The sequence below is a fragment of the Arthrobacter crystallopoietes genome, assembly GCF_002849715.1.
Taxonomy (GTDB): domain Bacteria; phylum Actinomycetota; class Actinomycetes; order Actinomycetales; family Micrococcaceae; genus Crystallibacter; species Crystallibacter crystallopoietes.
Genome location: NZ_CP018863.1, coordinates 2,100,672 through 2,113,195, shown reverse-complemented (window position 1 = coordinate 2,113,195; position 12,524 = coordinate 2,100,672). Strand labels below are relative to the sequence as shown.

Genomic DNA, 12,524 nt, shown 5'->3' with positions numbered 1-12,524 from the left:
CAGGGCCGCTGGCTCCGCGACGGGCACACCGAATCAGCGCAGTGTCTGCCACTTTCCGCGGCTACGGCGCAGGACGGCGAGCCTCTCAGTGATGGCCACCTGCTCGACGGCATGGCGCATGTTGGCGGCGGCCTGCAGCGCCTGGCGGTTTTCGGCGTCGTACGCATTTGGCTCCACTGTGAAACGCACAGTGATCCGCGGGACCCCGGCAACGACGTCGAGCTGGTTCGCTTCCACCACGTGGGCAGAGCCAATGGCGTCGACGGCGGCCTCCATCACCTGCTCGGGGACGTGTCCGGGGTGCAGGCCAGTGATGTTGAGCTGGGCTCGGAAGGAAGGCACCGCTCAACTCTATCTGCGCCGCGCGGACGAATCCCGTCGGAGAAGCCTGTCAGTAGTGATGGCGGGCGGCGATGACCACTAACTGGTTCTCCTCCACGGCGTAGACCAGCCTGTGTTCTTCGGTGATCCGGCGTGACCAGTATCCCGCCAGTTGGTGCTTAAGCGCTTCCGGCTTGCCAATGCCCTCGAACGGAGTGCGCCGGCATTCCTCAATTAGCCGGTTGATGCGCTTCAGGATGGCCCTGTCCGTTGCGAGCCAGTATTGGTAATCCTGCCAACCGATGTCGGTAAACAGCACATTCACTCGGCGAGCTGCCTGGCTGCTGCTTTTCCGGCCCGATGCTGGGCAATGCTTTCGGTAAGGCGGGCGGCGTTTGCGGGGGTACGCAGCAGGTATGCCGTCTCCTGCAAGGCCTCGTAATCTTCAAGCGACATGAGCACTGCGCTGCCCTTTTTCGACACGATTTCAACGGGGGCATGGTCCTCGTTGACCTGTTCGATCAGGGGAAAGAGGCGCGCGCGTGCTTCCGATGCGGTTATGGCCATGATTCCTCCTAGTGGTACTGGATATTGTACTACTACTGAGAGGTGCCGGCGGGCGGAGCCGTCGCGGCCTCGCGGAGGAACCGGATCGCCTCTTTGACCCGCCTCGGGACGCGGGTCCCCGGCGGCAGCGCCGCCACCACGGAGTTGGGCGGCAACTCGTCGGCCAGCGGAACATAGGCGACCTTGAGCCCGTCCCCCGTTGTGTCGTTTACCGGGCGGGTGTTGACCATGGAATAGCCAAGGCCGCGGGCAACGAGGGAGCGGATGGTTTCCATGTCCGTGCTGGGCCAGCGGAGCTTTGGCTCGACGCCGGTGGCGCGCATCATGCCGGTCACCCTTTCGATGGTGGGCGGCACGTCATGCAGGATGGCCCACTCATCGCGCACCTGGGCGAAGGTAATGGATTCCTGGCCTGCCAGCGGGTGCGTTGCCGACAGCATCAGGTGTGGCTGCACCCGGGCGATTTCCGCCAGCTCCACGCCGTCGACTGCCTGCAGCGAGTAGATCAGGGCAAGATCGATCCGCCCCTCCAGGACGTCCTGCTGCAACTCGGCAGCGCTGGCCTCACGGAATGAGACGTCCACTGCCGGATACTCGCTGCTGAAATAGTCCACCAGGCCAGGCAGCAAGCGCGGGGACAGGGTGGGGCTGCAGCCCGTACGCAACGCCCCCCGCATTTCGTCGAAGCCGCCGGCAACGGCACCTTCGATGTCACCGATCATGCTCAGGATGTGTCTGGCCCTCGCCGCGAGCTCCAATCCTGCCGGCGTTGCCACGACTTTCTTCGCGCGGGTCCGGATCAGCAGATCAACACCTACCGCGTGCTCCAGTTGGGCGATGGCCATGGACGCCGCGGCCTGCGAGATATTCGATTCCTTCGCGGCCGCCGTGACGGAACCATGGTCCAGCACGGCAACGAAGTACTGCAACTGGCGGATGGTGAACTCAGCCATCAACTCCCCTTATGAACTCCATCAAATTGATTGACTATACACATTATGTGATTGGAGCCACACTTGAAGAAATCAACGATCTTCATTTCGAGGAGCATTCATGACCGCGTCGAACCTCAAGCCCCGCATCGTCACCCTCGGCACGGCCGGCGGCCCCCGGTGGTGGACGCCCGCTGAGGAGAACAACCGGACCGGAATCGCCACCGCCGTCGTCGTCGGGGATTCCTTCTACCTGGTGGACTGCGGACACGGTGTTGGACGCCGGCTGAGCCAGGCCGGCCTGAAGCTGGCCAACCTGCGCGGCATCTTCCTCACCCACCTGCATTCCGACCACACTGTGGATCTGGCCAGTCTTGCGATTTTCGGGCTGTACGACCTTCTCGACCGGCGCAACGATCCGGTCCGGATCATCGGTCCTGGCAACCGCGGCATGTTGCCGTACACCTCGCCGCGGGCCACGGTTGAGCCCGTCCCGGTGGCCCCGCACTGCCCGACGCCGGGAACCCGCGAAATGTTCGAGCAGCTGATGTACGCGCATGCCACGGACCTCAACGACAGGATCATCGACAGCCTGCGCCCGTCCCCGTTCGAGCTGTTCGAAGCCTCCGATATCGAGATTCCGGATGGCATCGGCTACCACGCGAATGAGAACCCGACGCCGGCCATGGATCCGTTCGTGATCTACGAAGACGACCTCGTCAAGGTGTCGGCCATCCTGGTGGAGCACCCGCCGGTGGCACCGGCCTTCGGGTTCCGCTTCGATACCGCGGAGGGCTCGGTGACGTTCTCGGGCGACACCACCTACACGCAGAACATGGTCACGCTGGCGCAGGACACCGATCTGCTGCTGCACGAGGCGATCGACTTCGATTTTGTCGAGGCTATGTACGCGGATAAGACGGACGAAGGCTCCCGCGCGGCCAGGGACCACCACTACAAGTCGCACACCAGCGTCCGCGACGCCGCGAAGGTCGCCAGCGAGGCCGGCGTGAAGCAACTGGCCCTGCACCACCTCGTTCCCGGCATGGCCGGCGATTCCGTCTGGAAGCAGGCCGCGGAACATTTCCACGGCACCTTCCACGTACCGGCAGACCTCGAACACATCGAGCTCCGCCCGTCCCGCTGAATACCAGCGCTCCATCCATGAACCCCTCCCCAGATACCTCGACCTCATCATCAGGAGGAATTGTGTCCGAGTCACTGAAGACCGTTACGCAGTCCGCACCGTCCGCACCGCAGCACCAGTCCGGCTCCGAGTCCTTGAACACGAAGGACATGCGCCGGATCCTGGCATCCAGCTTCATCGGCAGCGCCATCGAGTACTACGACTTCATCCTGTACGCGACCGCAGCCAGCATCGTCTTCAATACCGTTTTCTTCGCCAACCTCAGCCCCGCCTTCGGCCTGTTCGCCTCCTTCGCGACGCTGGCCGCAGGCTACCTGGCGCGTCCGCTCGGCGGCATCGTCTTCGGCCACTTCGGCGACAAGCTCGGGCGCAAGAAAATGCTTGTGCTGTCCATGCTGCTGATGGGCGCTTCGACGGTCCTCATCGGCCTGCTGCCCACCACCGCAGTGATCGGAATCCTTGCGCCGGTCCTGCTGGTGACCCTGCGCGTCATCCAGGGCATTGCCGTGGGCGGCGAATGGGGCGGCGCGGCCTTGATGGCACTGGAGTCCGCACCACAGAAGAAGCGCGGCCTGGCCACTTCCTTCGCCACCGCCGGTGGACCCGCCGGTGCCGTGCTGGCCACCTTGGTGGTTTCGCTGACGTCCGCCCTGACCGGCGATGCGTTCCTGCAGTGGGGCTGGCGCATTCCGTTCCTGCTCAGCGCGGTGCTGATCGCCGTCGGCATGATCATTCGGCTCAAGGTTGCTGAAACGCCGATGTTCCAGAAGCTGCAGGAAGCCGGCGAGAAAAAGCGCATGCCGCTCTTCGACGTGCTGCGAAACCATCCCCGCGCCGTCGTTGTTGCCCTGATCGCCACCATGAGCTTCTACGCCTGCCAGGGCATCCTGACCGTGTGGGGCGTTTCCATCGCCGTCGGCAACGGGGTGGACCGTTCCGGCGTACTCAATTGGAAGGCGGCAGGCGCCGTCCTCACCCTGATCATGTGCTTCTACACTGCGCGGCTCAGTGACCGGATCGGCCGCCGCAAGGTCCTCACCGTTGCAGGCATCACCGGCATTGTGCTGGCCTACCCGCTGCTGATGCTGCTGAGCAACGGCACGCTGTGGGGCTTCGCCATCGCCATCGTGGTCGGCAACGGCATCGTCCAGGGCGCGCTCTTCGGCCCCATCGGCGCCTACATCGCCGAGCAGTTCCCCACCCGCATGCGCTACACCGGAGCCTCGCTGTCCTACCAGGGCGCTTCGGTGCTCGGCGCCGGCTTCACCCCGATGATCGCCACCGGCCTGATGATCGCGGGCAACGGCAGCATCTGGCTGGTCGGAGCGTTCTGGATCGCCGTCATCCTCGCCGGCACCATTGCCGTCCGCGCCACGCCGGAAGGCACCAAGGTCAACCTCGACTGACGCGGAACATACCGCCGACATCTAGATAAGGAAATGCCCGGGTGGAGGTTCCATCCGGGCATTTCCGTGCGGCAGCAGGAGCCTGCAGGATGGCAGACTATGGCCGGCGGTGGATGGATTTGTAGCTGAGGTAAGCGTTGAGCCCTTCGATGCCGTATTCCGTGCCGAGACCCGAATCGTGCCGCCCGCCAAACGGCGCGGAATGGTTGGAGGCAAAGAAGTTGATGCCCACGGAGCCGGTGTCCATCCGGTCAGCGACGGCGAGGGCAGCGTCCTGGTCCGTGCCGAATACCAGGCCGCCCAGGCCGAACTCGGTGTTGTTCGCCAAGGCGACAGCCTCGTCCACGTCCGTGTACTTCAGGACGGAGATCACCGGGCCGAAGATTTCCTCGCGGGAGATCCGCATGGACGGTGTGACGTCGGCGAAGACCGTGGGTTCCACGAAGAAGCCGCCTTCGAGTCCGCCGCCGAGCCGTGCCGCGCGGCCACCGGTGGTCGCCCGGGCGCCTTCGGCCCGGCCGGCGTCCACGTATTCCAGCACGGTCCGGTACTGGGATTCGGTGGCTGCCGGCCCGAAGACGGTTGCAGGATCCAAGGGGTCTCCCTGCACCCCGGCGGCGATGGTTGCGGTCACCATGTCCACCACCTCGTCGTAGCGTCCGGCGGGGGCCAGGATCCGGGTGGAGATGTAGCAGGTCTGGCCGGTGTTGCGCATGCAGGAGCGCACCAGTCCGCTGGACATGGCGTCCAGGTCCGCGTCCGGCAGCACGATGCCACTGGACTTGCCGCCGAGTTCCAGTGTGACCGGCCGCAGCAGTTCGCCGCAGGCCGCGGCAATCTTCCGGCCCACCGGGGTTGAACCGGTGAAGGCCACCTTGTCCACGCCTGGGTGCCTGACCAGCGCATCGCCCAGCCGGCCGGAACCGGTGACCAGGTTGACCACGCCGGCGGGTACACCGGCGGCGGCCACGGCGTCGACAACCAGCCGGAAGGACAGCGGAGTGGGCGAGGCCGGTTTCATCACCACGGTGCAGCCTGCCAGCAGCGCCGGCGCCAGCTTGATCACCATCAGGTTGATCGGAAAGTTCCACGGCGCGATCAGCGCACACACGCCCACCGGATCCCGGCGCACCACCGACTCACCGCCGCCGCGCGGGAACGGGCGGACGTCGTCGCGCTCCAGGTACTCCGCGAGGGTGGCGAAATAGCGGAAGATACTCGCCGCGTTGGCCGCGGCCCCGGTGGACTCGGAGACCGGCGAACCGTTTTCGCGGGTGTTGGTCAGCGACATTTCCTCCGCCCGCTTGTCCACCTCGTCGGCGATGCGCAGCAGGTAGGCGGCCCGCTCGGATGGAGCAAGCCGGGCCCACCCGCCGTCGAACGCCTTGCGCGCCGCACCGACCGCGGCGTCGATATCCTCGGGCGTGCCGTCCGGAACCGAGCCCCAGATCTGGCCGGTGGCCGGATCGGTGACGGGGTTGCGGCCGGTGCCGCGGGCGGGAACCCAGGCGCCATTGATGAAGACGTCGTCCACGTGGGTGTAGGGCAGGGAGAGCGCGGCGCGGGCGTCCACGGCAGGGCCGGAGAACGCCGCCGGCGCTTGCCTGGTTGCCTCGGTGGCACTGTGGGCGGCGGAAGTCATCGGATCACTCCTGTCTTGAGCAGTGCGTTGGACCGGGCGAGGTCGGCCGTGCCCATCGCGTAGGCGGCTTCGGTGATGAGTTCGGGGATGATCTCCGCGGCCAGGCGGTCCGTGTAGACGGCAGGCGTCATGGCGAACCAGGACGAGGCCAGTGCGATGCCGGCGTGGTCGAAGCGCCACAGCCGGTCGGCGTCGCGGACCAGGGCATCCTCCAGCGAGAAGGCCACATGGCGGGTGTCGTGGCCGTCGATGATTTCGCAGACCCGCGCGATGAAGCCGTCCGGGTAGCCCAGTCCGGGCAGCACCCGGCGGGCCACCTTGCAGCCTTCGGTTTCGTGCTCGAAGCGGATGGCGGCCTTCCGCCAGTCGCCGGTGAAACCTTCGGAGAGGATGCGTGATTCGTCCACGTGCGCCCAGCCGGTGTCATGCAGCACGATGGCCACGCGGACCACTTCGGCGTCGGCCTCCGGGTAGGCCCGGCAGAGCCGTTCGGCGTAGGCCAGCGAGATGGGCAGGTGGATGTCGTTGCCGCGGCTGCGGGTTTCCTCCACCACGGCCTTCCAGAGCCTGTCCAGGTCTTCGGCCGCCGGTGTGCCGGCGATGGGCGAGGTGTCCAGGGTGCCGGTGGCCGGAACGGGCCGTACGGGGTACGCGGCGGCAAAGGCGGTGGCGCGGGGATCTTCCGCGTGCGCTGCCGGATCCGCTGCGGACCAGGCGGTGCCGGCGGCGGCGTCGGGGTTGGTCTGCGGACTCTGCGTGTCGGGGGTTCTCATGGGGTTCCTTAGCCGTCCGTGATGATGGTCTTCAGCATGACGGCGGGATCCGCCGCCGCGTCCGCGGGTATGTTCTGGCCCTTGGCCAGAGCGTTCTTGACCGACATGAAATCCAGCGGTGCATTGACGCAGTCCGCGGCTATGATCCGGCCGTTGCGGTAGTAGAGCACGGAGAATTTGCCGCGTTCGTCGTCGCGCCGGACCACGGTCTGGTCATAGCCGAGGGTCAGTCCGGCGATCTGCAGTTTCAGGTCCGCCTGGTTGGACCAGAACCATGGGATGCCGGCATAGTCCTCGCGCCGGCCCATCAGCGAATAGGCGGCCACTTTGGCGTGCTCGATCGCGTTGTTCACGCTTTCCAGCCGGATGTGCTCTCCCTCGGGCGAGCCGGGCAGCGGGTTGGGCATATTCGCCACATCGCCCACCGCCACGGTGGTGCCGTCCGATGCCAAGGCGTGGGAGTCCACTACGATGCCGTTGTCGACTTCCAGTCCCAGTTGCTCGGCGAGTTCGGTGTTGGGGACCACGCCGATCCCGACGAGTACCAGCTGCGCGGGGATCACCGTGCCGTCCTCAAGTTCGACGCCGGCCACCCGGCTTCCGTCTTCGGCTGCGGTCAGGCGCTTCATCCGGGCATCGAGCCGGATGTCGATGCCGCGGCCGCGGTGGGCCTGCAGGAAGTAGTCGCTGGTGTCCTCGCCCACGGCGCGGCCGATCAGGCGCGGGCCGTACTCGAGGACGGTGACGGACTTGCGCATCTTGTGCAGGCTGGACGCCGCTTCCAGCCCGATGAAGCCGCCGCCTACCACCACGGCTTCGCGCACGCTGTCCAGCTGTGCCTTCAGTGCCAGGGCGTCGTCCGCGTTGCGCAGGTAAACCACGCCGCCCAGGTCTGCCCCGGGCAGGTCGAGTTTCCGCGCCCGGGCGCCGACCGTCAGGGCCAGGCGCTTGAACCCGAATTCGGCACCGGAGGCGGCGTGCGCGGTGCCGGAGCCGTCGTCGTTCTTATCAATCCGGGTGATGTACTCGCCCTTGACCAGGGTGATGTTGTGCTCGTCCCAGTACTCGTTGGAGCGGAAAATCAGCGATTCGCTCTCCACCGTGCCCTGCAGGAACTCCTTGGACAGCGCGGGGCGCTGGTAGGGCCGGTGGTCCTCGTCGCCGAGCAGCGTGATGTGCTCGTCGAAGCCCAGGGCCCGCAGCGACACGGCCAGCTGCACGCCGGACTGGCTGGCGCCGATGATCAGCAGCCCGGTCCGGGCCGGCGCCTTCCCTGCAGCGGCGGCGGCGCCGTCGTTGGTCTTGGCTTCCGCGTCAGCGGTTCCGGTGCCCATCATCAGACCTGCGTTTCCGGTGTAGTGACGTGGAGGTCCTGACCCTCGCACAGCTTCAGCTGGCAGGACAGGCGGGAGTTCTCCTCCCGGTCCACCGCGGTGCCGTAGAGCATTTCGTCCTCCATGTCCTCCATGGGCGGCAGCTCGGGCAGCTCGTCCTCGCGGACAAAGACGTGGCAGGTGGCGCAGGACAGCGAACCGCCGCATTCGGCGACGATGCCGGGGACGCCGTTGCGGACGGCCGTCTCCATGACCGAGTCCCCGGGGTTGCCGGTGATCTCGCGTGTGGTGCCTTCCGTGTCGGTGAAATAAACCGTTGGCATGGCTCCTCCTTGTGCTGGAAATCTTGTTGGAAATGACGGTTGAAGTTTTTAGATGAACTGGCGGCCGCCGTCGACCACCATGGTTTGGCCGGTGATGTACGAGCTGTCCGGACCGGCCAGGAACAGCGCCGCCCCGACGATGTCTTCGGGCTGGCTGGCCCGCTTGAGCGCCCCGCGGTCCACGCCGTAGCTTTCGGCGTCCTCCATCAGCGAGTAGCTGGCTTCGGTGAGCGTGAAGCCCGGCGCGATCGCGTTGACCGTGATGCCGCGCCGGCCCAGCTCCTTGGCCAGCACCCGGGTCAGCGCCACCACCCCGCCCTTGGAAGCGACATAGTGCAGCCACTGCTCGGACCCGGAGAAGATGGTGGCACTGGACAGGTTGATAACGCGCCCGCCATCGGCCAGGTAGGGGCTCGCCGCACGGGTCACCAGCCAAGGCCCCTTGAGGTTCACATTCATGACCAGGTCCCATTCGTCCGGGTCGATGTCCTCGAAGGGCGTGCGGGTCACCGTGGCGTAAATGGCCGCGTTATTGAGTACGACGTCGATGCGACCGTTCCCGAATTCCGCCACCTGGGCAGCGAGCGACTCAGTGGACGCCGGGTCGGTCACATCTGCCCGGTAGGCCGCCGCGTCGGCACCGGTTTCGCGGACCAGCTTGGCCGTCTCTTCCGCGCCTTCCAGGTTCACGTCCGCGACGGCCACCCGGTAGCCGCGGCCGGCGAAACCGAGCGCGAAGGCCCGGCCGAGGCCCCCGGCGGCACCGGTGATCAGCACGGTCCGCTGTGCCGTACCAGCATCCGTCCGCTCCCTGCTGGTAGCAGCGGCGTCGTTGGCATCGGTGGGTTGCTGCGTCATCTTCAAACCTTTGCGTTGGGTTGTGCCGGACCGGGGCCGTGGGAAGGGCTGGCTCGCCCGGCCCGGCACTGGGATCACCTGAGGTGGAGGTACTCAGGCGTGGCTGTGGCTGTGGGCGCCGGGACCGGTCACGAGGGGTTCAGGTTCCTCGATATCCAGAATCTGGACGATGCCCTTGGTGCCGTCGACCCGTAGCAGCTGCCCGGTCTTGATGGTGGTCGAGCCGCTGCCCGTTCCGGTGACTGCCGGCAGCCCGTACTCGCGGCAGACAATAGCGGCGTGGCTCATCATGCCGCCGATGTCCGTCACAGTGGCCTTGATCTTGCCGAAGATCGGGCCCCAGGACGGCGAAGTCACGGTGGCCACCAGGATCTCGCCCTGCTGGACTTCGGTGAGCTGATCCGAGTCATGGACGACGCGGGCCAGGCCCTCGACGACGCCGGGCGAGGCCGCCATGCCGCGCAGTCCGCCGCCCTCGACTTCCTCGCCCGCGCCCAGCCACTGCTGGACCTGCTCGGTGGTGATGCCCCAGAGCATGCGGGTGAAGGGTTCGGTGATGGATTCCGGCGGCGTGTTCAGCGCCGGCTGCGGACGGGCGGTCTTGAGCGCATCGACAATGCCGCGGCGGCGTTCGATCTCCTCCGGCCAGTAGGTGGGGCCGATCGGTTCGGCGCCCACGCCCCAGCCGGTGACCAGGTCAAACAGTGCATCGCGGACCTCGTTGCGGGTCAGGTAGAGCAGGTCATCGGGTTCGGTCCAGAAGCCCTCGGCATGCATCATCCGGGACAGTTCGCGGATCTTGCGCCAGAAGACGCCCATGGTCCAGTGCTCGATGTAGAAGTTGTGGTTTTCCACGTACGGGTAGGCGGTGGCGGCGAGCTGGCGCTTGGCGTCGAAGAGAGCCTGAGTTTCACCTTCGAGCAGGTCCCGGTATTCCTCGACGATGCGTTCCTTCTCCGCGATGAGTTCCTCGGTGGGGCGCATGATGTTCTGGCCCTCGCCGAGCCGGCGGATGTAGTCGGCAATGTAGCCCAGGGGGATCTCCTGGTGCTCGTACCAGTACTTGTCGTGCCCGTAGAAACCATTGCCCACGGTGAAGTTGAACCACGGATCCTTCGCGCCCTCGTACTGGGCAATCCAACGGTCCCCGCCCGGTGCCGCAGCGATGGCACCCAGGGTGGCATCGACGTCGTCCGTATTGCCGAAGGCGGATTCCAGACGGAGCTCCACGGCCAGTTTGGCGAGCTTCTTGAGCTCATCGTCGGGCCGGAACAGTTCCATGTCCACGCCCTGGACCATGGTCGCGATGGACTGGTCCGGGATGTTGGGGAACACTTCCTTGCAGAAGTTGAAGAAGTCCAGGTAGGCGATGTAGCCCAGGTTCAGGAACTCGAAGTGGTACTGCCAGTTCTGGTAGGCCAACTGGATCAGCCGGTCGTAGTTTTCCAGCAGGACTTCGGAGCCGTCCATCGCCTTGCCGGTGGTGATGTCGTCCATCGGGACCATGTCCGGCAGCTTGTTGAAGGACAGCTTCTCCATCTCGTCGATGGTGCCGCGGACCTTGAAGTGCCACTGCTTGAGCAGTTCCTCCCAGTTCTGGAAGTAATGGCCCACGCGCTGCTCGAAATGCGGGACCCGCGCCGCGATCTGGTCCTCGGGGACCGGAATGGGTGACATGTACAGGTAGCCCAGGTGCACGCGGAACTCAATCCCGTTGGCGTTGGGGATCATCAGGTGCCGGGCGTTGTACTGGCCCAGGCACTTGACCGCGAACTCCCCGCCGATCGTTTCGAACGGCTTGTAGACCGTGGGCCAGTGCTGGCTGTCGCAGAACCAGAACTTCGCGTCTTCCTGCTCCTTGAGCTTGTCCTGGAAGACCAGATAGTACGGATAAATTTTCTCCCATCCTTCGGCGCCGGCGGGCACCGGCAGTTCGGAGGGTTTCGGGAAAGACTTCATGGACATGGCGGTCCTTTCGATGGTGGCTCGGCGGTGAGCCTGTGGGTCGGTAGCGGCGGGTTTCAGACCGAGGGTTTGAGCAGCGAAGCGGTGATGCTGCCGAGGCTGAAGCCGCTGCTGGCGGTGCCGGTGGAGCTGGTGACGGAACCGGCAACTGTTGCAGAGCCCGCTGCCGGGGCGGAGCCGGTAGTGGTGGAACCAGCCTTGGTCCCGGTGGCGCCGAAGGCTGCGGCGTATCCGCCGGTGCTGGCGGCGGCGGGGACCGCCGGCTTGGAGGAGTGCACTGTTTCGGGGCGGGACTGCAGCAGCAGCAGGTTCTCGCCGTCAGGCAGGTCCGCATCCAGCGCCCATTCCACGTCCTGCGGGCACTTGTAGTGCTTCTCGGCCCGCTTGGCCATCTGCGCCACGGCCTTGGCTTCCTCATCGTTCAGACTGCGACGGGCGCGTCGCTCGGCATCGACCTCCCGTTCCACCAGGGCGCGTGCGGTGCTGTCGGGAACGAGTTCGGCGTGCTTGTCGCCCAGGTGTTCGGACACGAGCGCAAGCGTCACCTTGTCCAGCACGATGTTGTCCGGGGTGACCTGGCCCGAGACCACCATTTCGCCGACCCCGTAGGAAGAGTCGATGGTGATCTTGGAGCGGTCCCCGTTGGCCGGGTCCATGGTGATGGCCACGCCGGAGACCTTGGAGTTAACCATTTTCTGCACCACCACGGCCATGGACAGTCCCTCGTCGGGAATGTTGTTCTTCAGCCGGTAGATGATGGCGCGTGAGGTGTAGAGCGAGGCCCAGCACTGGCGGATGTGCTCGGTGACGGCTTTGACGCCTTCCAGCCACAGGTAGGTATCCTGCTGGCCGGCAAAGGAGGCGTCCGGCAGGTCCTCGGCCGTGGCGCTGGAGCGCACGGCCACCGGGACCGGCGTCTCGAACCGGGACATCAGGGAGTCGTAGGCCTGGATGGTCATGGCCCGGATGGCTTCCGGCACCGGCCGGGAGCAGATGTCCTCGCGGATGGCAGCGGAGACCTTGTCTACCTGGGCCACGTTTTCGGGATCGAGGCCTGCCAGCAGTTCGTTGATGTGCAGGGTGATGCCCGCTTCTGCCATAAACGCATCAAACTGGGCGGTAGTGACCACAAATCCGGGCGGAACCGGCATGCCGGCGTCGGTCATGGTGACCAGGGACGCGCCCTTGCCGCCGAGCGTTTCGAGCTTCGGCTCGAGGCCGCCGTCGAAAAACTGGATGTACTCGTTGCTTTCCAC

At 65.8% G+C, this 12,524-nt stretch carries 13 protein-coding genes; 2 read left to right on the top strand and 11 right to left on the bottom strand.

Features of this window, described 5'->3' with window-relative positions; all coding sequences use genetic code 11:
* Positions 1-33: 33 nt before the first annotated feature.
* From AC20117_RS10000 to AC20117_RS09985, 4 genes are read right to left on the bottom strand one after another with little or no spacing between them, the layout of a single operon-like run.
* A complete protein-coding gene (locus AC20117_RS10000; protein ID WP_074699854.1) occupies positions 34-342 on the bottom strand; it encodes a hypothetical protein in 309 nt (102 codons plus the stop codon).
* A 49-nt stretch (positions 343-391) separates the two neighbouring features.
* Positions 392-646 carry a Txe/YoeB family addiction module toxin gene (locus tag AC20117_RS09995; protein WP_074699855.1) on the bottom strand — a complete coding sequence of 85 codons (255 nt, stop codon included), beginning with the start codon at positions 644-646 and terminating at the stop codon, positions 392-394.
* Entirely contained in the window at positions 643-888 is a 246-nt protein-coding gene (locus tag AC20117_RS09990; RefSeq protein WP_074699856.1) for a type II toxin-antitoxin system Phd/YefM family antitoxin, read from the bottom strand. Before AC20117_RS09990 ends, AC20117_RS09995 begins: the two co-directional genes overlap by 4 nt.
* Before the next feature lie 32 nt (positions 889-920).
* On the bottom strand, positions 921-1,841 hold the full coding sequence (locus AC20117_RS09985; RefSeq protein ID WP_074699857.1) for a LysR family transcriptional regulator: 921 nt from the start codon (positions 1,839-1,841) through the stop codon (positions 921-923).
* A 100-nt stretch (positions 1,842-1,941) separates the two neighbouring features.
* Between AC20117_RS09985 and AC20117_RS09980 the strand changes: the two genes are divergently transcribed.
* Both AC20117_RS09980 and AC20117_RS09975 read left to right on the top strand, forming a co-directional pair.
* Positions 1,942-2,967: an MBL fold metallo-hydrolase gene (locus tag AC20117_RS09980; protein WP_074699858.1), complete on the top strand. Its 1,026-nt coding sequence runs from the start codon at positions 1,942-1,944 to the stop codon at positions 2,965-2,967.
* Positions 2,968-3,029: 62 nt separating this feature from the next.
* Positions 3,030-4,373 (top strand): MFS transporter, encoded by a 1,344-nt coding sequence (locus AC20117_RS09975; RefSeq protein ID WP_236777497.1) that lies wholly within the window; start codon positions 3,030-3,032, stop codon positions 4,371-4,373.
* Positions 4,374-4,470: 97 nt separating this feature from the next.
* On the opposite strand, the gene AC20117_RS09970 is transcribed toward AC20117_RS09975, so the two are convergent.
* The 7 genes from AC20117_RS09970 to AC20117_RS09940 form a co-directional block, all read right to left on the bottom strand.
* The gene (locus tag AC20117_RS09970) at positions 4,471-6,015 is read right to left on the bottom strand and encodes an aldehyde dehydrogenase family protein (protein ID WP_083339629.1); all 1,545 of its coding nucleotides are present in this window, start codon (positions 6,013-6,015) and stop codon (positions 4,471-4,473) included.
* Positions 6,012-6,788, bottom strand: a complete 777-nt coding sequence (locus AC20117_RS09965; RefSeq protein ID WP_074699859.1) for an HD domain-containing protein — start codon at positions 6,786-6,788, stop codon at positions 6,012-6,014. Before AC20117_RS09965 ends, AC20117_RS09970 begins: the two co-directional genes overlap by 4 nt.
* Before the next feature lie 8 nt (positions 6,789-6,796).
* Positions 6,797-8,125, bottom strand: a complete 1,329-nt coding sequence (locus AC20117_RS09960; protein ID WP_236777496.1) for an NAD(P)/FAD-dependent oxidoreductase — start codon at positions 8,123-8,125, stop codon at positions 6,797-6,799.
* The gene (locus AC20117_RS09955; RefSeq protein ID WP_074699860.1) at positions 8,125-8,445 is read right to left on the bottom strand and encodes a 2Fe-2S iron-sulfur cluster-binding protein; all 321 of its coding nucleotides are present in this window, start codon (positions 8,443-8,445) and stop codon (positions 8,125-8,127) included. Before AC20117_RS09955 ends, AC20117_RS09960 begins: the two co-directional genes overlap by 1 nt.
* Before the next feature lie 48 nt (positions 8,446-8,493).
* The gene (locus AC20117_RS09950) at positions 8,494-9,303 is read right to left on the bottom strand and encodes an SDR family NAD(P)-dependent oxidoreductase (RefSeq protein WP_083339630.1); all 810 of its coding nucleotides are present in this window, start codon (positions 9,301-9,303) and stop codon (positions 8,494-8,496) included.
* A gap of 93 nt (positions 9,304-9,396) precedes the next feature.
* A complete protein-coding gene (locus AC20117_RS09945) occupies positions 9,397-11,268 on the bottom strand; it encodes a PEP-utilizing enzyme (RefSeq protein ID WP_074699861.1) in 1,872 nt (623 codons plus the stop codon).
* Positions 11,269-11,324: 56 nt separating this feature from the next.
* On the bottom strand, positions 11,325-12,524 hold the full coding sequence (locus tag AC20117_RS09940; protein ID WP_074699862.1) for a PEP/pyruvate-binding domain-containing protein: 1,200 nt from the start codon (positions 12,522-12,524) through the stop codon (positions 11,325-11,327).

What these genes read in the sequence shown, in the direction of transcription:
- AC20117_RS09970 (WP_083339629.1), bottom strand. Translation starts at nt 6,015, where the DNA reads ATGACTTCCGCCGCCCACAGTGCCACCGAGGCAACCAGGCAAGCGCCG.
- AC20117_RS09960 (WP_236777496.1), bottom strand. Translation starts at nt 8,125, where the DNA reads ATGATGGGCACCGGAACCGCTGACGCGGAAGCCAAGACCAACGACGGC.
- AC20117_RS09950 (WP_083339630.1), bottom strand. Translation starts at nt 9,303, where the DNA reads ATGACGCAGCAACCCACCGATGCCAACGACGCCGCTGCTACCAGCAGG.
- AC20117_RS09985 (WP_074699857.1), bottom strand. Translation starts at nt 1,841, where the DNA reads ATGGCTGAGTTCACCATCCGCCAGTTGCAGTACTTCGTTGCCGTGCTG.
- AC20117_RS09945 (WP_074699861.1), bottom strand. Translation starts at nt 11,268, where the DNA reads ATGTCCATGAAGTCTTTCCCGAAACCCTCCGAACTGCCGGTGCCCGCC.
- AC20117_RS09965 (WP_074699859.1), bottom strand. Translation starts at nt 6,788, where the DNA reads ATGAGAACCCCCGACACGCAGAGTCCGCAGACCAACCCCGACGCCGCC.
- AC20117_RS09980 (WP_074699858.1), top strand. Translation starts at nt 1,942, where the DNA reads ATGACCGCGTCGAACCTCAAGCCCCGCATCGTCACCCTCGGCACGGCC.
- AC20117_RS09955 (WP_074699860.1), bottom strand. Translation starts at nt 8,445, where the DNA reads ATGCCAACGGTTTATTTCACCGACACGGAAGGCACCACACGCGAGATC.
- AC20117_RS09990 (WP_074699856.1), bottom strand. Translation starts at nt 888, where the DNA reads ATGGCCATAACCGCATCGGAAGCACGCGCGCGCCTCTTTCCCCTGATC.